Genomic DNA, 20,178 nt, shown 5'->3' on the forward strand with positions numbered 1-20,178 from the left:
TAATGAGACACAAAAAATGAAAACGACTTCCAGTTTCATGTTCTATCTGGCCGGTTTGAGCATGTTGGGGTACCTGGCCACCGATATGTATTTGCCTGCCTTTGGCGCTATGCAACAAGAACTACAGACCTCCGCTGGCTCCATCAGTGCCAGCCTCAGTATCTTTCTCGCTGGTTTCGCTATCGCCCAGCTTATTTGGGGGCCTGTTTCCGATAAATTAGGCCGCAAACCGGTACTATTAGTCGGATTAGGTTTATTTGCCATTGGCTGTCTGGGCATCTTATGGGTTGAAACGGCGACACAGTTATTAGTTCTGCGCTTTATTCAAGCGGTGGGCGTCTGTTCTGCCGCCGTGAGCTGGCAAGCATTGGTGGTAGATCGGTACCACAGCAGCAAAGTCAATCGAGTGTTTGCAACCATAATGCCTTTAGTGGCGTTATCCCCCGCGCTGGCCCCTTTATTAGGTGCGTGGTTATTAAACCATTTCAGTTGGCGGTCAATTTTTGTCGTTTTGTTGGTGATTACACTGCTACTGCTGATCCCGACCGCACTGCTTAAGGAACGGAAAAAAGTAGTATCGGATAGCGTGCTTAAAAGCAAAAGTGCTATTAGTTTCTGGCAGTTGCTGAAATCCCCCGTATTTAGCGGCAACGTGATGATGTTTGCAGCATGTAGCGCGGGTTTTTTCGCCTGGTTAACCGGCTCACCTTTCATTTTAGGCGATATGGGATATAGCCCGAATGCCATAGGTTTGAGTTATGTTCCACAAACATTAGCCTTTTTGCTCGGGGGTTTTGCCTGCCGCAGTGCCTTAAGTCGGATTAAAGGCAACACTCTGTTGCCATGGCTGTTAGCCGGTTATGCCTTCAGTATGATTGCGCTCTATCTGATAGCCACATTGACGACACCAACACTGATGACCTTACTTATTCCGTTTTGCATAATGGCGCTGGTGAATGGTGCCTGCTACCCTATTATCGTAGCAAATGCATTAATGCCCTTTCCGGCGAATACTGGCAAAGCGGCAGCACTGCAAAACACGCTTCAGTTAGGTTTGTGTTTTATTGCCAGCATGATAGTTTCGCTTTATATCAGCCAACCTTTACTGGCAACAGTCACGGTGATGCTATCAACGGTCGCTTTAGCCATATTGGGTTATGGCATTCATTGCTACGCGATAAAAAATGGAAAAAGCCATACTCATAGTGACGACTATAATTACGCGGAGTCATAATTCCCAATAGAAATAGTCACTAAGGAACATGCTGGCCGGAAGCGATTTATTATTGAGAAAGCGCTCCGGCAAGCCTATACTCAATCGAACTGATTAGAATACCATTTAAAAAAAGCATTATCTTAAGCATTTTCTGTGCGCGTGGATTGCGTCACATTTCCTCTTATGGATGAGTTGCCCTAAGCCAAAGTGTCATTAGGGTTTCTTCTTAATCTTCCTCTGTCCGTAATGGATACCAGACATCAACTTTATTGGTATGTACCCGCATATATAGATTTTATTGCGCGTCATAAGTCAGAAGAAAGTGATGGAGAAGCTATGAGTTCATCCTGTATAGAAGACCAAAGTATTCAAGAAAATCCATGGTTCCGCATTGTACAAGAAATGCTGAATCGGGCTGATATTGAAATCAATGGCTCACGCCCTTTCGACATTCAAGTTAATAACCCGGACTTCTTCAAGCGGGTATTACAAGAAGGATCTTTGGCATTAGGTGAGAGTTATATGGATGGCTGGTGGGAATGTGAACGCCTGGATATTTTCTTCCAACGCGTTCTCAGAGCTGGTCTGGAAAAACAACTTCCACACCATTTCAAAGATACTTTACGCATTGCCGCCGCGCGTATTATCAACTTGCAATCAAAGAAAAGAGCCTGGATTGTTGGTAAAGAACATTACGATCTGGGTAATGACCTGTTTAGCCTCATGCTCGACCCCAATATGCAATATTCTTGCGCTTATTGGAAAGACGCCACAACACTTGAGCAAGCGCAGGAAAACAAATTGCAGATGATCTGTGAGAAGCTGCAATTAGCTCCCGGCATGACATTGCTCGATATTGGTTGTGGCTGGGGCGGGCTTGCTGCTTATGCTGCACGTCATTTCGGGGTGTCCGTCTCAGGTGTCACTATTTCGGCTGAACAGCAAAAATTGGCCCAAAAACGCTGTGAAGGTTTGGATGTCACTATTTTGCTGCAAGATTATCGCGACCTGGATGAACAATTTGACCGCATCGTCTCGGTAGGAATGTTCGAACATGTCGGGCCCAAAAATTATCGCACCTATTTTGAAGTGGTTAACCGCAATTTAAAAGCTGATGGATTATTCTTGCTGCACACCATTGGCGCTAATCGTACTGACCTGAGTGTTGATCCGTGGATTGATAAGTATATTTTCCCCAATGGTTGTCTACCGTCAGTACAACATATCGCCCAAGCCAGTGAGCCTTATTTCATCATGGAAGACTGGCATAATTTCGGGGCAGATTACGACCGAACACTGATGGCATGGTATGAGCGTTTCCAAGCCGCGTGGCCGAGTTTAGCTGAGAATTACTCGCCGCGGTTTGAACGAATGTTTAGCTATTATCTGAATGCCTGTGCGGGTGCATTCCGCGCCAGAGACATTCAATTGTGGCAGGTATTACTCAGTCCAAATGGCGTAGAAGGCGGTATTCGAGTGGCGCGTTAGTCTCTAGAATAGTTTCTTAAACGCGGGGGCTCGTTAGCCCCCTACTTTTATTATCCTATCCTCGAACAGCTTTTTCAGTTGCCGCCGCAAACACTTGTGCAGTATCGCGTTGCGCTAATACCCGTTCAACGGTATCCACTACTGCCTGCGTCTGTGGGTCTATCTCGATATTCACCCGATGTCCCAGACGCTTTTTACCTAATGTCGTGCGCGCCAGTGTCTCTGGAATCAAATGCACACAAAAACGATTACCCACGACTTCACCAATGGTCAGGCTAATACCGTCAATACCGATAAAACCTTTATGTAATATATATTTCATTAAATCGTCGCTGGGCAAACGAAACCAAATCTGACGGTTATTTTCTGATGTGTATATTTTAGTTATTTCAGCGGTACAAATAATATGCCCGGACATAAGATGTCCACCAATTTCATCGCTGAATTTAGCCGCACGCTCCAGATTAACGACATCACCGACCTTAATATCACCCAAATTGGTGATACGCAGGGTTTCCTTCATTAAATCAAAACTGACCCGATTTCCGTTAACTTCAGTCACTGTCAAACAACAGCCATTGTGAGCCACCGAAGCCCCTAAGGCTAATTCAGGCAACATTTCAGTTGGCATTTCGACCACATGAGTGCGGAAGTTGGATTTTTCGTCGATGGCTACCACGGGCGCGGTGCCTTGAACAATACCGGTAAACATACGCCATGCCTCTTATCTAGAGAGAAAATTTCTTTGCCCTGATTTTGCCTCAGAAGATAAGGAAAACCAAACCACTTAGACTAAAAATATATATTGAAGTTATTTCGTTGATATCGAGTTGATATTGAATGACAAAGATTGCTTAAGCTCAGTGAGAGGGTACAATCCTTTCTTGCTTTTCCGCTATTTTATTTATCGCTCAGTGCGCGATAAATAGTCGTTATTGAAATCGTAACTAGGTTATACCCAAGTGACTTCGAGATACAGGTAGGCGGCAACCGAGTGAATTCCCAGGAGCTTAGATAATTAAGTGACTGGGGTGAGCAAGGGCAGCTAACACCCCTGTATATTGAAGGGCGACGGGTAGAAAAGGGTGTATACGTGCAGAAGTATATCGTCGAAGCGCGTAGCTTGTTGGCTCTCGCTATTCCTGTTGTTATCGCGCAATTGTCCCAAACAGCCATGGGCGTGGTTGATACTATTATGGCCGGTTCTGTCAGTGCGACCGATATGGCGGCCGTTGCTGTGGGGACTTCTATCTGGTTACCGGCTATTTTATTCGGTCACGGGCTATTATTGGCGCTGACCCCGACGGTCGCCCAACTTAACGGCTCAGGACGGCGTAATCAGATTGCCCATCAGGTCAGACAAGGGTTTTGGCTGGCATCCTGTGTCTCAGTGTTAATTATGGTGGTCATCTATAACAGCGACCATGTCATTAAACAGATGCACAATATTGACCCGGTGCTGGCCGACAAAGCCGTTGGTTTCCTGCATGCCATTATGTGGGGGGCACCCGGCTATCTCTTTTTCCAGGTGCTGCGTAATCAGTGTGAGGGGTTATCCAAAACTAAACCCGGAATGGTGATTGGCTTTATTGGCTTACTGGTCAACATCCCTATTAACTATATCTTTATCTACGGTAAATTCGGCGCCCCTGCGCTCGGTGGCGTGGGTTGCGGGGTGGCAACCGGGACAGTTTACTGGGTGATGTTCTTGATGATGCGCTGGTATGTGACTCGCGCCCGCTCACAGCAAGATATCAAGCTAGAGAAAGGTTTTGCGGCCCCTGACTGGAAGGTGATGAAACGCCTCGGAGGCCTTGGGCTCCCAGTTGCACTGGCGCTGTTTTTCGAGGTCACATTGTTCGCGGTAGTGGCATTGCTGGTTTCTCCGCTCGGTATCGCCGCCGTAGCTGGGCATCAGATTGCCCTTAATTTTAGCTCATTGATGTTTATGTTACCGATGTCACTGAGTGTGGCCGCGACTATTCGTGTTGGTTTTCGTCTCGGCCAGGGATCGGTTGAGGATGCCCGCGTGGCCGCCTATACCAGTATTGCGGTGGGGTTAATGCTGGCAAGTGTGACCGCAGTGTTTACCGTGGTGTTCCGTGAACATATTGCGCTGCTGTATAACAAAACGCCTGAAGTGGTGATGATGGCCTCCCACTTAATGTTGCTGGCGGCGCTTTACCAATTATCTGACGCTATTCAAGTCATTGGCAGCGGTGTATTGCGAGGTTACAAAGATACTCGCTCGATCTTCTTTATTACCTTTACTGCGTATTGGTTAGTGGGATTACCTAGTGGCTATCTGTTGGGACTGACCGATTATATTGTTCCGGCTATGGGCCCTAGTGGCTTCTGGATCGGATTCGTTATCGGCCTGACCTTGGCAGCAATATTGATGGCGCTGCGCATCCGTTGGTTACAAAAACAACCGCCTGCTTTCATTCTGCAAAAAGCGGCACACTAAGCGCTATTATTTGGGAAGCTAATCGTATTGTGGGCGTTAATCGCGGCGGTTTAGTCCCTGATTAACGCCCCTATAAATCAGAAAAGATGAAGAAAAAAACAGCGTAATGAGTAAAAGCTCAGCAATTACGTGAGTTTGCAGTGAATATTATGTTTTTCCCCTTGCCAGCAGACGGGCGGCTCGTTAATATTCGTCCCCGCTGTCAGCATTGATGGCAGGTAATTAAGTAAAGGAATTGCGTCCGTAGCTCAGTTGGTTAGAGCACCACCTTGACATGGTGGGGGTCGATGGTTCGAGTCCATTCGGACGCACCAACTTTATACATTACCTGACATGACAATGACCTGAAGTGACCAGAGTATCATGTGCGTCCGTAGCTCAGTTGGTTAGAGCACCACCTTGACATGGTGGGGGTCGATGGTTCGAGTCCATTCGGACGCACCACTCTCGTATTATCTGCAAATTTCAAATTGATAGTTTCTCAATGCGTTCTTAGCTCAGTTGGTTAGAGCACCACCTTGACATGGTGGGGGTCGATGGTTCGAGTCCATTAGAACGCACCACTCTGCTGTTTTCGATAAACGTCCTGTCCTACCCTCACCCTACTCGAATTGCTTAAATCTCGTTATATTGTTTTCATCAATTTTTTAACCACGCACTTGTTAAAATTGTTAAAAACTTTTTTTGTTGCGCAACAAACTAAGCATTATTCTCTCTGTTTGCGCGACTAATGGGCCATTTTTATAAAAAACGACAATGAGTTTCTGTTTTCTATTTCATTTCCGGCTACTTACCGCTTATAATACGAACCGTCGTTTCAGTTGAATGGTTTCAGCATCTTGATCTGCCGATACGCTAAAAAAATACAACTCACATTTACGCCATCGTATACCGATCATGCGTTTAGCCTCGTGCTAAAGTTTTCCATTCAATTTCCGCCACTGTCATCTATTCTTAGTAATGTTTTGCTCCTTGGTAACGTTTCGCTACACCAGACACTAATCAGATCCCACTCCGTTGCTGTATTTAACGGAACATTTGCTTTTTATCCATCACAACTTGTAGAAAAAATCCGTCATGAAAAAGACTAAAATTGTTTGTACTATCGGTCCAAAAACCGAATCCGAAGAAATGCTGACCAACCTGCTGAATGCGGGTATGAACGTTATGCGCTTAAACTTCTCCCACGGTGACTATGAAGAACATGGTCAACGTATCAAGAATATCCGTGCTGTTATGGCAAAAACTGGCTTGAAAGCCGGTATTCTGCTGGACACCAAAGGTCCTGAAATCCGCACCATGAAACTGGAAGGCGGCAAAGATGCAGCGCTGGTTGCAGGCCAGACTTTCACTTTCACCACAGACCAAAGCGTTATTGGCAACAATAACATCGTTGCGGTGACCTACCCGGGCTTTGCCGCTGACCTGAAAATTGGCAACACCGTACTGGTTGACGATGGTTTGATCGGTATGGAAGTGACTGAAGTCACTGAAAATGCAGTGGTCTGTAAAGTACTGAACAACGGTGATTTGGGCGAAAATAAAGGCGTTAACCTGCCAGGCGTTTCTATCCAACTGCCTGCATTGGCTGAAAAAGATAAAGCTGACCTGATCTTTGGTTGTGAGCAAGGCGTGGACTTCGTTGCCGCTTCCTTTATCCGTAAGCGTTCAGACGTACTGGAAATCCGCGAACACCTGAAAGCACACGGCGGCGAGCATATCCAGATCATCTCCAAAATTGAAAACCAGGAAGGTCTGAATAACTTCGACGAAATCCTGGAAGCCTCTGACGGTATCATGGTTGCCCGCGGTGACTTGGGTGTTGAGATCCCGGTAGAAGAAGTTATCTTCGCGCAGAAGATGATGATTGAGAAATGTAACCGTGCACGCAAAGTTGTTATCACTGCAACTCAGATGCTCGATTCCATGATCAAAAACCCACGCCCTACTCGTGCAGAAGCCGGCGACGTTGCTAACGCCATTTTGGACGGTACCGATGCCGTGATGCTGCCTGGTGAGAGTGCTAAGGGTAAGTACCCATTAGAGTCTGTCACCATCATGGCGACCATCTGTGAGCGTACAGACCGTATCATGCCTAGCCGCATCGAAACGCTGAACGATAACCGCAAAATGCGTATCACTGAAGCGGTTTGCCGTGGCGCAGTAGAAACTGCTGAAAAACTGGAAGCAAAAGTGATCGTAGTAGCAACTGGCGGCGGTAAATCCGCTAAGTCAGTGCGTAAATACTTCCCAACAGCGACCATTTTGGCCCTGACGACCAATGAAACCACTGCCCGTCAGTTAATTCTGACCAAAGGTGTGATAACTCAATTGGTCACCGAAATTGCTTCAACGGATGACTTCTACCGCATCGGTAAAGAAGCTGCTCTGGCCAGCGGTCTGGCACAGAAAGGCGATGTAGTGATTATGGTTTCTGGTGCTTTAGTGCCAAGCGGCACCACCAATACCTCTTCCGTACACGTTTTATAATCTCAACATAAGACTAAACGCGAATTAAAAACGCCGCTTTTCATAGCGGCGTTTTCTTTTTAAACATCTCTAAATAAACTTTCCGAAAAATCCATTTTATCCTAAGCGCCCAAAAGTTTTTTCTGAGTCAGACTTTTCCGAAAGAATCCGGCTGTTTTACCTCGTTTTTTTAACTTTTTTTTAAAACAAGATGCTTCTTTGAGCGAACGATCAAAATAAACCCCCCTAATACTAAAAATTTATTCTCTTTCGAAAAAACTTTGTGTAATACTTGTAACGCTACATGGAGATTAACTTAATCTAGAGGGTGTTAATAATGAATCGTACTAAACTTGTACTGGGCGCGGTAATTCTGGCTTCTACTATGCTGGCTGGTTGTTCAAGCAATGCTAAAATCGATCAACTGTCTTCTGACGTTCAAACTCTGAACGCTAAAGTTGACCAATTGAGCAACGACGTGAACGCAATCCGTTCTGACGTTCAAGCAGCTAAAGACGATGCAGCACGTGCTAACCAACGTCTTGACAACCAAGCTCACGCTTACAAGAAGTAATATTACTTCCTGAATGAAAAATGGCGCACATTGTGCGCCATTTTTTTATCTTGCTGAAACCTGTTTCTGATAGTGACCTTCCCTGCTGACCTCTTCCCTCTCGTCCGACCTATCATCAACTCATTTCACAATACGGTGCACGATAAACTTTGCCACAGCAAACTGCTGGCTGCCATGGCAAAGGTGCGTTTGAGGCTGAGAACTTAGTTCGCAGCTGAATAAACAGGGCCTGGCTGAACCAACTTAGGAATCACTTGCTCCGTAGGTTGCTGCTCTTCGTTCTGAGGTTGTGTCTGTTGCTCGCCCTGAGGCGCTACAACAGCCGGAGCCTGCTCAGTGGCAGTCTCACCTACAGTGACGATAACCGGCATACCAGCACGGCGTACAATCGCTTCCTGAACCACTTGTGCATCAGTCTGGCTGTCGTTAATAAACTTCTGCAGGCTGCTGCTAATAGCAATTGGCATGGTTTGCGGATCATCACTGTCTACACGAGACAACGGCTGATGAACTTCCACATAACGCTTACCATCTGGCTCAACGGAATATTTAACCGGCTCATTGATGATTTGAACGCGAGTACCTTTAGGTACGGACTTGAACAGCGCTTCAATGTCATCCGGGCGTAGACGAATACAGCCAGAGCTGACACGCATACCAATGCCGAAGTTCGCGTTAGTTCCGTGGATCAGGTATTCACCGCTCCCCGCAGACAAACGCATGGCGAACAGACCCATAGGGTTTTCTGGGCCAGCGGGAACCACTGACGGCAGAGTGATACCTTCCGCCAAATAGTTCTTACGGATATTGGCCGTTGGGGTCCAGGTTGGGTTCGGGATCTTCTGGCTGACAGAAGTTGTCATCGTTGGGGTATTACGCCCTAACTGGCCGATACCGATTGGGTACACCACAACTTTGTTTTGACCTTTAGGATAATAATAAAGGCGCAGTTCAGCCAGGTTGATGACGATACCTTCACGTGGGGTATCTGGCAGCAACATCTGGGTCGGGATAGTGAGCACTGAACCCGGTAATGGCAAATACGGATCAGCACCTGGGTTTGCTTCCAGCATCCCCAACAAACCGATTTTATAGTCGGCAGCAATAGCCTCAAGCGGACGACCATCATTTGGAACAGTATAAGTAGTATTCTCACCAATCAGACGACTATTGGCTGGCGGCAGAGGATACTCGGTCGCATTGGCAGCGGTGATACTTCCCGCCAGACAAGTTGCGAATAACATACCAATCAAAGTTAATGCACGTTTCATGCTTAGTTCCTACATCACTTCTTAAAATTCGATTTACACGGCTATACCCAATAAATTTCAAATTGCAGAAAAGCGTTAAGCGAGTAGCAACTTGGTTGTAAACCATGTTGAAGAGCGCTTGCGCAGGCCCGCAGGGTGAGTCTTATTAGAGGCTCATAATCCCGATGAGCTTACACAAGTAAGTGATTCGGGGGATATGAGAGCAGCCAACGCACCAGCAGTTTGAAAGATGACGGATATATCTACGTTAATTTTAGCAGCCAATTATAAGGCCACCATATAGTAACAGCCAATATTATAAAGGCAATTTATATCTCTAGAAATCAAGGTGTTACAATGTAATTTATTCTGCTTTTTCTGGTATGGAGGCCGATTTAAGCTGCTGAAATATCACCACTTTAATACTGTGACGCGCGGCGCAAAATACACAAGCCGCGTAGAATAAAGCACAAAATGTTGGCGTAGATCAGCAAACGTTGAGGGTAACAGCCTTAGTTCGAATAGCGCGGATCATGGCTTCAAGACCTTGGGAACGCGAAGGTGTTAAGTGCTGACTGAGAGCTAAATCGGCAAAAAAGGGCCGAACATCTAACTCAATTATCTGCTGTGGGGTCAAACCTTGGTACAGGATGAACACCACTGCAACCAAACCTTTGACGATAGCGGCATCACTATCACCAGCAAAAACCACCTGCCCCGCATCAGAGAGCGTCATTGCAATCCACACCTGACTTTGGCAACCAGAAATCACATTCTCTGGTTGGCGCTGCTGTTCAGTTAACGGGGGGAGCTGTGCGCCCAACTCAATGACATACAAGTATTTTTCTTCCCAATTTAAGCAACGGGAAAAGTTACGAATCAATTTATCTCTATCGGGCAAACCAGCCATAACATGCTTCCTACTGTAAAAATAAAAGCCGACTACTTGTTATCATAATCGGCTTTCGGGGGCACTGTCGCGAGCTGTCTGCTCTCAGCCCAGCAATTTTTCGATGCGCTGCAATCCTGCCACCAACCGATCGACTTCTTCGTGGGTATTATACAGGGCAAGTGACGCCCGGCACATGCTTGGCACCTTGTAGAATGCCATCAGCGGCATGGCGCAATGATGCCCGGTACGAATGGCAATACCGTATTGATCAAGGAAACTGCCGACATCATAAGCATGATGTGGCCCCAGGTTGAAAGCAATAACCCCAGCCCGGTTTACCGGGCCATACAGTGTCAGGCTCTTAATCTGGCTCAATTGTTCCAATGCATACTGCATCAGTGTTTGCTCATAGTGCTGGATCTCGGCGAGCCCCAACTGATTCACATAACTGATTGCAGCACCCAGCCCCATAATGCCAGCAGTATTTGGAGAACCTGCTTCAAAACGCCATGGTGCGTCAGCAAAGGTGGTGCCTTGCGTCAGACTGACAGTTTTGATCATCGAACCGCCCCCCTCCCATGGCGGCATTTGCTGTAGCAACTCGCTTTTGCCGTACAAAATACCAATGCCCGATGGGCCGTACAGCTTATGTCCAGAAAAAACATAAAAATCGCAGTCCAAATCCTGAACATCGACCGGCTGATGCATCACCGCCTGGGCACCATCCACCAGCACAACCAAGCCCGCGGCTTTAGCTTGTGCCACGATGTCTTTGATAGGGTTCACCGTCCCCAGCACATTGGAAACCTGGGTAATTGCCAGCAGTTTGGTGGTGCCATCAATCAAACTCGCCAACGCGGATAATTCCAGTTCACCCGCCACCGTCAGCGGCCAAACACGGATTTCGATGCCCATATCTTTTGCCAGCATCTGCCACGGCACAATATTGGCGTGGTGCTCCATTTCGGTAACGATAATGCTGTCACCGGCTTGCAGAAAATGGCGGCCGTAACTGTTCGCCACCAAATTGATAGCTTCAGTCGTGCCTTTAACGAAGACAATCTCTTCAACAAAAGCAGCATGAATAAAGTCAGCGACCTGCTGACGAACTGCTTCCATTTGCCCGGTTGCTTCGGCACTCAGTGTGTGAATTCCCCGATGAACCGCCGCATACCCCGCGCAATAGAAGTTAAGTTCCCGATCAATAACCACTTGTGGTTTTTGCGCACTGGCGGCGCTGTCCAGATACGCCAATGGCTGGCCGTTAACCTCCCGGCTCAGCAGTGGAAACTCGGCTCTGACTTGCTCGATACTGACTTTTCCAACAGAGAAACTCATAGTGACTCCTCAGCCAACCGTTCCGCAATTCGCGCCAATACGACTTTGCGGATAGCTTTGTTATTAATGGCCTCGGTCAATTCGGCGGCAAAAGCAAAAATAATCATTTGCTGCGCATCGGCTTGATTGATACCGCGTGATTGCAGATAAAACAGCTGTTCTGTATCAATACGCCCGACCGTCGCCCCGTGGCTGCACTTCACATCATCGGCGTAAATTTCCAACTGTGGTTTGGTATCCACTTCAGCTAACTTACTGAGCAGCAAGTTATTGTTGGTCATCTGGCCATCAGTTTTTAGCGCGTGCTGAGCGACTTTTATCATGCCATTGAAAACCGCTTTGCCCCGCTCACGAACAATGGTTTTGTGCAGCTGGCGGCTGTCACAATAGCCTTTGTTATGTTCCAGATAAGTGCGGGTATCGCAAATTTCGCGCCCTATCGGGAGCAATAAGCTATTCATCGACAAACTGGCACCCTCGCCGTTTAACTGGGCGCTGGTGTTATGGCGAGTCAGCCCCGCGCCGAGCAAGAAGCTATAACTCTTCGCCCGTGCATCGCGGCCTAACACTAAGTCATTATGGGCAAAATGGGTGCTTTGAGGCGCTTCGAACGCCAGTTTACAATGGTTCAACTCGGCATTGTCACCCACGGAAACCGTCAGCCGTGCACCGGTAAAATGCGGCTGTTCATTAAGGCTGACAAAATGCTCAATGACCTCGGCTTGCGCGCCCGCCTCAATCGCCAGATGGTGACGGTAATGGCTGGTATTCACCACTTCAGAGCCATTGCCTGAACTGATATGCAGTAAATACAGCGGCTTATCACTGTGTTGCCCGGCAGGCAAGCGGACGTGCAAACTTTCCTGAGCCAAGCTTTCTGTCAGATGCAAAAAGACTTCCGGCTGAATAGCCGCTGGAAACTGAGCATTTTCAGTTAGATGCGCCAGTTGATACGGGCCACATTCACTGTCGCTCAATTCTGGGGCATATCGCCCATCAATGAAAACCAAACGATGGGCATCTTGCAGCAATGACAAATTATCGCGCTGAGCCGCCGTCACATCCACCACCGAAGCAAAGCTGAAGTGATGGGCGAATAAACGCTCCAGCGGCGTGTATTTCCAATCTTCATGCTTGATGCTGGGGAAGCCCAACGCCAGCACCTGTTGCCAATGTGCCGTAGCTTCATCAGCACCCTGACCACTTGAATGCTGCTTAACCTTTTGATTCTGCTCAAACAACTGACCAAAATTCGCCAAAGCATTGGTTCGCTGTTCGGCAAGAATACGTTGTTGTTTTTGGATATTACTGTTGGTCGGTAAGCCAGCCATAGCCTTGCTCCTCCAACTGTTTCACCAGCGTGAAATCACCAGATTTAATGATTCGCCCCTGATACAGCACATGCACAAAGTCAGGTTTGACGTAATCGAGGATGCGTTGATAGTGGGTCACAATAATAAATGCGCGCTCTTTATTGCGCAGTGAGTTCACCCCGTTAGCAACTATTTTCAGCGCATCAATATCCAGACCGGAGTCAGTTTCATCCAGAATGCATAAAGAAGGTTCCAGTGCCGCCATCTGCAAGATATCGTTACGCTTTTTCTCACCGCCCGAGAACCCTACATTCACTGAACGAGTGAGCAAATCTGCGGGCATTTTGAGTAACTCAATTTTCTCTTCAATAAAATCAGCAAAATCAAAACGATCCAGCGGTTCCTGTTGACGGTATCTGCGCACTGCATTGACCGCGGTTTGCAGGAAGAAATGGTTACTGACCCCCGGAATTTCTACCGGATACTGGAAGGCCAGAAAGACGCCCTCACCCGCACGATCTTCCGGGGCCAGCTCCAGCAAATCTTTGCCTTTGAACGTCACACTGCCTTCAGTGACCTCATATTCCTCCCGCCCGGCCAGCGCCGCAGACAAGGTACTCTTCCCTGAGCCGTTTGGCCCCATAATGGCATGCACTTCACCGGGTTTGATCTCCAGATCCAAGCCGTTGAGGATCTCGTTACCTTCGACACTGACTTTTAAATTCTTGATGCTTAACATAGGTTTCCTTGGTGCGCAGGCGCGCAAAACTCTGCAAATACTTATTCAGCTCTGGCTCAACCAACACTGTGTTCCAAGCTGATGGCCAACAATTTCTGTGCTTCGACGGCAAATTCCAGCGGCAGTTCAGAGAACACATCCTTACAGAAACCGTTAACAATCATTGAGATGGCATCATCTTCGCTGATGCCGCGCTGCAAGCAATAAAACAGTTGGTCATCACCAATTTTTGAGGTGGTCGCCTCGTGCTCCAACTGCGCCGTGTTATTGCGCACTTCCACATAAGGGAAAGTATGTGCGCCGGAATCCGGGCCAATCAGCATCGAGTCACATTGAGTGAAATTACGCGCGTTATCCGCACCAGGCAGGATTTTTACCAACCCACGATAAGTATTTTGGCTGTGTCCGGCGGAGATCCCTTTAGCAATAATGGTTGATTTGGTGTTTTTGCCAATGTGGATCATCTTGGTGCCGGTATCCGCCTGCTGATGGCCGTTGGTCAGTGCGACAGAGAAGAACTCACCGATGGAGTTATCGCCCTGCAAAATCACACTGGGGTATTTCCAGGTAATAGCCGACCCTGTCTCAGATTGGGTCCACGACATTTTGGAACCCTCACCTTCACACAACGCCCGTTTGGTGACAAAGTTGAGGATACCGCCGGTACTGTCAGCCCCGGCAAACCAGTTCTGCACCGTCGAGTATTTCACTTCGGCATTTTTATGCAGAATGACCTCCACCACCGCCGCATGTAACTGATAACTATCACGAACTGGCGCAGAGCACCCCTCGATATAACTGACATAACTGTCTTCGTCAGCAATCAGAATGGTGCGCTCAAATTGCCCCGTTTTGGCGGCATTAATGCGGAAATAAGTCGATAATTCCATCGGACAGCGCACCCCTTTGGGCACATAAACAAAAGTGCCGTCAGAAGCCACTGCCGCATTGAGTGCGGCAAAAAAGTTATCTTTCGCTGGCACCACTGAGCCCAGATACTTGCGCACTAAATCCGGGTATTCCTGAATAGCTTCACCAAATGAGCAGAAAATAATGCCTTGCTCAGCCAGTTTCCCTCGATAAGTGGTGGCCACAGAAACCGAGTCAAAAATGGCGTCAACCGCCACTTCAGCCCCTTCTCGTACCGGCACCCCAAGCTGGGCGAACGCAGACTCTACCTCGGCGGTGAGGTACTCATTCATCGCTTGCTCAGATAAGTCGCGCGGAGCCGCGCTGTCGGCGGAGGATTGCTGCACCGCACCGGGCTGCGAATCACAGCTATCATCGCAACTGCCGCAAGATGGCGCTGAGTAATAGCTATAATCCTGATAATCCAGACTTTTATAATGAGCTTTCAGCCAATGCGGCTCTTCCATTTCCAGCCAATTTCGATAAGCCCCGAGACGAAACTCCAACATCCATTCAGGCTCGTTACGTTTTGCTGAAATGGCGCGAATAACATCCTCACTGAGGCCTTTCGCCAACTCATCAGTCGCGAGCTGGGTAAAAAAACCTTCTTTGTAGCGACCATCGCTGACCCAAGCCTGCACTTCATCTGGAACTTCTACATTGCTTCGTGTCATTTCGTTTACATCGCTCAAACGCCAAAACTCTCGCCACACCCGCAGGAATGCTGAGCTTTAGGATTATTAAATTTAAAAATTTGATTTAGCCCTTCGCGGACGTAATCGACCACGGTGCCATCAATAAAGGGCATCGCTTTCAGTGGCACGTAAAGCCTGGCACCGTTCTGCTCGAACACTAGCGCGTCACTGGCTGGCTCCTTGGCCATATCCATCACATACGCAAATCCGGCACAACCGGACTGCTTAACCCCAAGCTGCAACCCTTTGATTTCAGGGTCCTGTTGCATGAGCCGGGAAATTTGCGCCGCGGCGCTTTCAGTGATTGTAACGCCTTGCCAAACATTCTCATCGAGTGAAAATGTCCCGACAGATTCCTGTTGCATATGCCCTACCTTATTCTCTCCCTTGGTACATGATGCCGCAGGGGGTTAGCTAAATTCATTCACCCGAATCATTGACTCAAGTCAGCTCATCGGGACTCATTCACTTGCTGTCTACCTGCAACACCCATTACTGTGGGAATAATATTTCTCAGGTTAATAATTAGCTGGCTGATTATGGAGAAACCAACACAGATTATTCACAATGGTAGTGATAATAATTATCACTTCAACCGTTTGTTTTGCAGGGATATTAAGAAAAGTACCGTTTAGACCTCAAATGAGGCGGCAACGAACCAGCATGCTGCGATGGCCGAAGAGGTCTGGATAAACAAGTGCACTTTTATCGCCATGAAATAAAAGAATAATTACCACGGCGATGTTTTAATCCCTTGTTATTTCAGAGGTTAATCGGGGTTAACCTCTGTATTTTTAAACATTCATAAAAAATACCTATTTCTCTATTAACTTTAGCTGAAAACTCTCTAAGGGGGAACCTATCAGAGAGATTCACCGCATTTATCGAGAAAACAAAACTGTCAGGAGATGAAGACAAGGCGGATGCGAGAAGAATTAATGTAGCTCCGGTTCGGAGCCACATATAGGCTTGTATTTTGAGGGGTTATTTCTCTGGCGACAGTACTGCGGTGGTTAAACGGGAAGTACAACACAGACGGTTTTGTTCATCAAAAATTTCAATCTGCCAAACCTGATGGCTGCGGCCAACATGAATAGCACGACAACAGCCGCGGACTTTCCCAGAACGGGCCGCTTTTAGGTGATTGGCGTTGATTTCCAGCCCCACCACTTGTTGCCCGTCAGTGGTACATAAATACCCCGCCATCGACCCCAACGACTCCGCCAATACCACTGACGCCCCGCCGTGTAGCAGGCCAAAAGGTTGGGTTGTTCGATGATCGACCGGCATAGTAGCTTCCAGTTCCTCATCAGTAAATCGTGTAAATTCAATGCCCAAATGCCCAACCATACAGCCCTGGCTTTGCTGATTTAACTGCTCCAGTGTCGCCGTGCGTTTCCACAACATATTTTCCCCTTCGTTCATGACATTGCAGCGCTGTTAGCTGCCCTCATTACTCGGCCCATCCATGGGGCTCGCCCCTTTGCTGCCGACCTGCAATCCCAATAACTTTGAGTCAATATTATCGTCAGGCCGCCGGTTAAACCAACTCCAATAGTGCTTGCAGTGGGTGTCGCAAACTGTTGCCTTCGATACGCTTAACCTGGCTGCGGCAAGAGTAACCGGTGGCTAGACAACGTTTACTCGGCAGTTTTTGCAATGCCTGTTGCCAGGATAATGCATAAATACCTAACGAATTATCGATGTTTTTCGCTTCATGACCATAGGTTCCCGCCATGCCACAACAGCCGACACTGACGTTTTCCAGCTTGGCACCAAAACGGGAGAATATCGAGGCCCAATGCTGACTACTGGCTGGCAGCGCCGTGGTTTCGGTGCAATGGCCGAACAGATACCAAGATTCGCCGCTCATTGGCTGTTCGGGTTGCTCCGTCAGCGCCACCTGTAGCCACTCATGCACCAGCTGCACGCTAAATTCACCACGAGAATCACCCAAAATTTCTTTATATTCATCGCGATAACAAAGCACTAAGGCCGGATCAACCCCCACCATTGGCATACCCAAGAGCGCAACGCGATTCAGGAAATCGGCCGTTTTCCCTGCTGTTTTGGCAAAACGTTGCAGGAACCCTTTGATATGCTGCGCTTTACCATTTGGCGAGAATGGCAGTAACACCGGATTGAAACCGAGCTTCTCCACCAACCGGACAAAATCGGCCACCACCTGTGCATCGTAATAACTGGTAAACGGGTCTTGCACGATCAAAACATGCTGGCTGCGCTCAGAGGTGGGCAGCTTCTCAAGCTGTTCCAGTGTCATGGTGCTGGCGTAATGACCGGACAATGACTGCTTCAAGCTAGGGCTGGATAGCAGCGGCAAATCCACCATACCAATGCTTTTGCGACTTAACGCACCAACCCAAGGTTGCTTGAGGAAGAAGTTAAACACTTTCGGCGCTTTCGCCATCAATGGGGCATAGTCTTCCACTCCCGCCACCACATAATCACGCAATGGCCGGTGGTAGCGGGTGTGATACAACTGGAGGAAGCGGGAGCGGAAGCCCGGCACATCAATTTTTATCGGGCATTGTGTCGAGCAAGCTTTGCACGCCAGACACCCCGACATCGCCTCTTTAACTTCATGAGAGAAATCATAGTCACCCTTGCTGGCATGCCAGGTATTGCGCGTCTTTTCAATTAACCCGCGCCACTGTTTCAACTCAAGCAAACCAGGCCGCTGGGTTGCCAGCCCCTTTTCCAGAGCCTCCGGGTCAACCCCTTGCTCGGATAACAGCCGTAGCCATTCCCGCACCAGAGTTGCCCGCCCTTTCGGCGAATGAATCCGGTCACCGGTTATTTTCATTGATGGACACATCGGGCTGCGGGTATCGAAGTTAAAACAGAGCCCATTACCATTGCACTCCATCGCGCCCCGGAATGAGGTTCTGACGGCCAGAGGGATGCGCCGGTCCAGAGTGCCGCGTTTATCGGAGGTATCGACTTTCATCATCGGCGCGTCACTGGCCAATGGGGAACAAATTTTCCCTGGATTCAGGCGGTTATCGGGGTCAAATGCTGATTTTATCTGCCGCAACTCATGATAAAGCACTTCCCCGAAGAACGCCGGGCTATATTCTGCGCGGAAGCCCTTACCATGCTCCCCCCACAACAAGCCGCCATAGCGCGCGGTCAATTGCACCACTTGATCCGAGATCTGCTTCATCAGCATTTCTTGTTGCGGGTCGCACATATCCAGTGCAGGACGAACATGCAATACGCCAGCATCCACATGGCCAAACATGCCGTAAGTCAGGTTGTGGCTATCCAACAACTGACGGAATTCAACAATATAATCGGCTAAATGTTGTGGCGGCACACAGGTATCTTCGGCGAACGGGATCGGTTTGGCTTGCCCTTTACTGTTACCGAGCAGCCCCACCGCTTTTTTGCGCATGCCATAAATACGTTCAATCCCGGCTAATTCACTGCAAATCTGATAGCCAATCACCCCGCCCTCATGGGCCGCCATTAAATCATCCAAACGCTGGCAAAGTGCCGCCATTTGGTTATCAATCAGTGATTTGTCATCACCGGCGAACTCCACGATATTCAGCCCCTGCATCTCTTTATCAGGGACATCAGTAATCAGCTCTTTAACCGAGTGCCAGACAATATCCTCTTTCGCCAGATTAAGAACTTTGGAGTCCACGGTTTCCACTGACAGTGCTTTGGCTTCCACCATAAAAGGGGCATTGCGCAGCGCGGAATCAAAAGAGTCATATTTCACATTCACCAAACGGCGAACTTTCGGTAAAGGTGTAATGTCCAGGGTTGCTTCGGCAATAAAAGCCAGCGTACCTTCGGAACCGGTTAGAATGCGGGTTAAATCAAATGTTTGTAGGTCATCACTGAACACATGGCGTAAATCATAGCCGGTCAGGAAGCGGTTTAATTTAGGAAATTTTTCCAGAATCAGTGCACGTTGGTCACGACATCGATTCAGCACGGTATGGTAAATACGGCCGGTAACGGAATCTTCCTGCGCAATTGTTTCTGCCAGCGGCGTCGGCATCGCGCGGGTGTCCAGTATCTCACCCCCCAGTAAAATGGCGCGCAGGCCCAGCACATGATCGGAGGTTTTGCCATAGACTAATGAGCCCTGACCAGAAGCATCAGTGTTAATCATGCCGCCCAAAGTGGCACGATTACTGGTGGATAATTCCGGTGAGAAGAAATAGCCAAACGGCCGCAGGTATTGATTAAGCTGGTCTTTAATCACGCCTGCCTCAACCCGTACCCAGCCTTGCTCGACATTGATCTCCAGAATGCGGTTCATATGGCGCGACATATCCACCACAATACCGGTGTTCAATGCCTGGCCATTGGTGCCCGTCCCGCCCCCGCGTGGGGTGAAGACCAAAGATTTGAAATTCTCCTGCCCTGCCAGACGGCCAATCAGTGCCACATCCGCAGTCGAGCGCGGAAAGATAACGGCATCAGGCAGTAGTTGATAAATACTGTTGTCCGTCGCCATCGTCAGGCGATCGGCATAATTGGTGGCGGTATCGCCGGTGAATCCGTGTTGCTTCAAAGCATCCAAAAAATCCAGCACCAACTGAATAACACCCGGTGCTTGAGAAATCTGTGGGATCATTAGTGTGACCCTATCTATATGTGTCATTGTTTTAAGGATTATTCCACTGGAAGATTATCTGTTCGCAATCACCTTTGTCGAACGATTTATCTCAATTCAGAATGATGCGAAAGTGATGACTATCAGCCAAGGTCAAATACCGTCATAAACTATTAAGTATCAAAATTTTATATTGCACAAATAACAATCAGGACACTGTGAATACGCGCTCCC

16 protein-coding genes and 3 tRNA genes are annotated in these 20,178 nt (G+C 48.2%); 9 read left to right on the forward strand and 10 right to left on the reverse strand.

Going from position 1 to position 20,178, the window contains the following annotated elements:
- Positions 1–16 precede the first annotated feature (16 nt).
- Positions 17–1,234: a purine nucleoside transporter PunC gene (gene punC, locus DX162_RS17070; protein ID WP_032819678.1), complete on the forward strand. Its 1,218-nt coding sequence runs from the start codon at positions 17–19 to the stop codon at positions 1,232–1,234.
- A gap of 318 nt (positions 1,235–1,552) precedes the next feature.
- The gene (gene cfa / locus DX162_RS17075) at positions 1,553–2,704 is read left to right on the forward strand and encodes a cyclopropane fatty acyl phospholipid synthase (protein ID WP_032819677.1); all 1,152 of its coding nucleotides are present in this window, start codon (positions 1,553–1,555) and stop codon (positions 2,702–2,704) included.
- Positions 2,705–2,759: 55 nt separating this feature from the next.
- Here cfa and DX162_RS17080 read toward each other — a convergent pair whose 3' ends face one another.
- Positions 2,760–3,416, reverse strand: a complete 657-nt coding sequence (locus tag DX162_RS17080; RefSeq protein WP_004390177.1) for a riboflavin synthase — start codon at positions 3,414–3,416, stop codon at positions 2,760–2,762.
- Between the two features lie 381 nt (positions 3,417–3,797).
- On the opposite strand from DX162_RS17080, the gene DX162_RS17085 reads away from it, so the two are divergent.
- From DX162_RS17085 to DX162_RS17110, 6 genes are all read left to right on the forward strand, one after another.
- Complete coding sequence (locus DX162_RS17085) at positions 3,798–5,171, forward strand: MATE family efflux transporter (protein ID WP_004390176.1); 1,374 nt, start codon at positions 3,798–3,800, stop codon at positions 5,169–5,171.
- Positions 5,172–5,408: 237 nt separating this feature from the next.
- Positions 5,409–5,485: transfer RNA gene (locus DX162_RS17090), tRNA-Val, on the forward strand.
- Between the two features lie 53 nt (positions 5,486–5,538).
- Positions 5,539–5,615, forward strand: a tRNA-Val gene (locus tag DX162_RS17095).
- Between the two features lie 42 nt (positions 5,616–5,657).
- Positions 5,658–5,734: transfer RNA gene (locus tag DX162_RS17100), tRNA-Val, on the forward strand.
- Positions 5,735–6,248: 514 nt separating this feature from the next.
- Complete coding sequence (gene pykF / locus DX162_RS17105; protein ID WP_032821163.1) at positions 6,249–7,661, forward strand: pyruvate kinase PykF; 1,413 nt, start codon at positions 6,249–6,251, stop codon at positions 7,659–7,661.
- A gap of 316 nt (positions 7,662–7,977) precedes the next feature.
- Complete coding sequence (locus DX162_RS17110) at positions 7,978–8,214, forward strand: major outer membrane lipoprotein (protein ID WP_005165631.1); 237 nt, start codon at positions 7,978–7,980, stop codon at positions 8,212–8,214.
- Between the two features lie 203 nt (positions 8,215–8,417).
- On the opposite strand, the gene DX162_RS17115 is transcribed toward DX162_RS17110, so the two are convergent.
- The 9 genes from DX162_RS17115 to ydiJ all read right to left on the reverse strand — a co-directional run bounded on the left by DX162_RS17115 (position 8,418) and on the right by ydiJ (position 19,965).
- The gene (locus DX162_RS17115) at positions 8,418–9,485 is read right to left on the reverse strand and encodes a L,D-transpeptidase family protein (protein ID WP_004393349.1); all 1,068 of its coding nucleotides are present in this window, start codon (positions 9,483–9,485) and stop codon (positions 8,418–8,420) included.
- A 466-nt stretch (positions 9,486–9,951) separates the two neighbouring features.
- Positions 9,952–10,374, reverse strand: a complete 423-nt coding sequence (gene sufE, locus DX162_RS17120) for a cysteine desulfuration protein SufE (protein ID WP_004393348.1) — start codon at positions 10,372–10,374, stop codon at positions 9,952–9,954.
- An 84-nt stretch (positions 10,375–10,458) separates the two neighbouring features.
- A complete protein-coding gene (gene sufS / locus DX162_RS17125) occupies positions 10,459–11,694 on the reverse strand; it encodes a cysteine desulfurase SufS (protein WP_098080838.1) in 1,236 nt (411 codons plus the stop codon).
- Positions 11,691–13,025 carry a Fe-S cluster assembly protein SufD gene (gene sufD, locus DX162_RS17130; protein ID WP_032821162.1) on the reverse strand — a complete coding sequence of 445 codons (1,335 nt, stop codon included), beginning with the start codon at positions 13,023–13,025 and terminating at the stop codon, positions 11,691–11,693. The genes sufS and sufD overlap by 4 nt, the downstream gene beginning before the upstream one ends.
- Positions 13,000–13,746, reverse strand: a complete 747-nt coding sequence (sufC, locus tag DX162_RS17135) for a Fe-S cluster assembly ATPase SufC (RefSeq protein WP_004393343.1) — start codon at positions 13,744–13,746, stop codon at positions 13,000–13,002. The genes sufD and sufC overlap by 26 nt, the downstream gene beginning before the upstream one ends.
- A gap of 56 nt (positions 13,747–13,802) precedes the next feature.
- Positions 13,803–15,329 carry a Fe-S cluster assembly protein SufB gene (gene sufB / locus DX162_RS17140; RefSeq protein WP_004393342.1) on the reverse strand — a complete coding sequence of 509 codons (1,527 nt, stop codon included), beginning with the start codon at positions 15,327–15,329 and terminating at the stop codon, positions 13,803–13,805.
- 14 nt (positions 15,330–15,343) lie between these two features.
- A complete protein-coding gene (gene sufA / locus DX162_RS17145) occupies positions 15,344–15,715 on the reverse strand; it encodes a Fe-S cluster assembly scaffold SufA (RefSeq protein WP_004393341.1) in 372 nt (123 codons plus the stop codon).
- Between the two features lie 619 nt (positions 15,716–16,334).
- Positions 16,335–16,757: a hotdog fold thioesterase gene (locus tag DX162_RS17155; RefSeq protein WP_032821161.1), complete on the reverse strand. Its 423-nt coding sequence runs from the start codon at positions 16,755–16,757 to the stop codon at positions 16,335–16,337.
- A 133-nt stretch (positions 16,758–16,890) separates the two neighbouring features.
- Complete coding sequence (gene ydiJ, locus DX162_RS17160) at positions 16,891–19,965, reverse strand: D-2-hydroxyglutarate dehydrogenase YdiJ (protein WP_098080839.1); 3,075 nt, start codon at positions 19,963–19,965, stop codon at positions 16,891–16,893.
- 4 nt (positions 19,966–19,969) lie between these two features.
- Between ydiJ and DX162_RS22320 the strand changes: the two genes are divergently transcribed.
- Complete coding sequence (locus DX162_RS22320; protein WP_004393337.1) at positions 19,970–20,113, forward strand: hypothetical protein; 144 nt, start codon at positions 19,970–19,972, stop codon at positions 20,111–20,113.
- Positions 20,114–20,178 lie beyond the last annotated feature (65 nt).

Origin of the sequence: Yersinia kristensenii, from assembly GCF_900460525.1 — a bacterium.
Lineage (GTDB): Bacteria > Pseudomonadota > Gammaproteobacteria > Enterobacterales > Enterobacteriaceae > Yersinia > Yersinia kristensenii.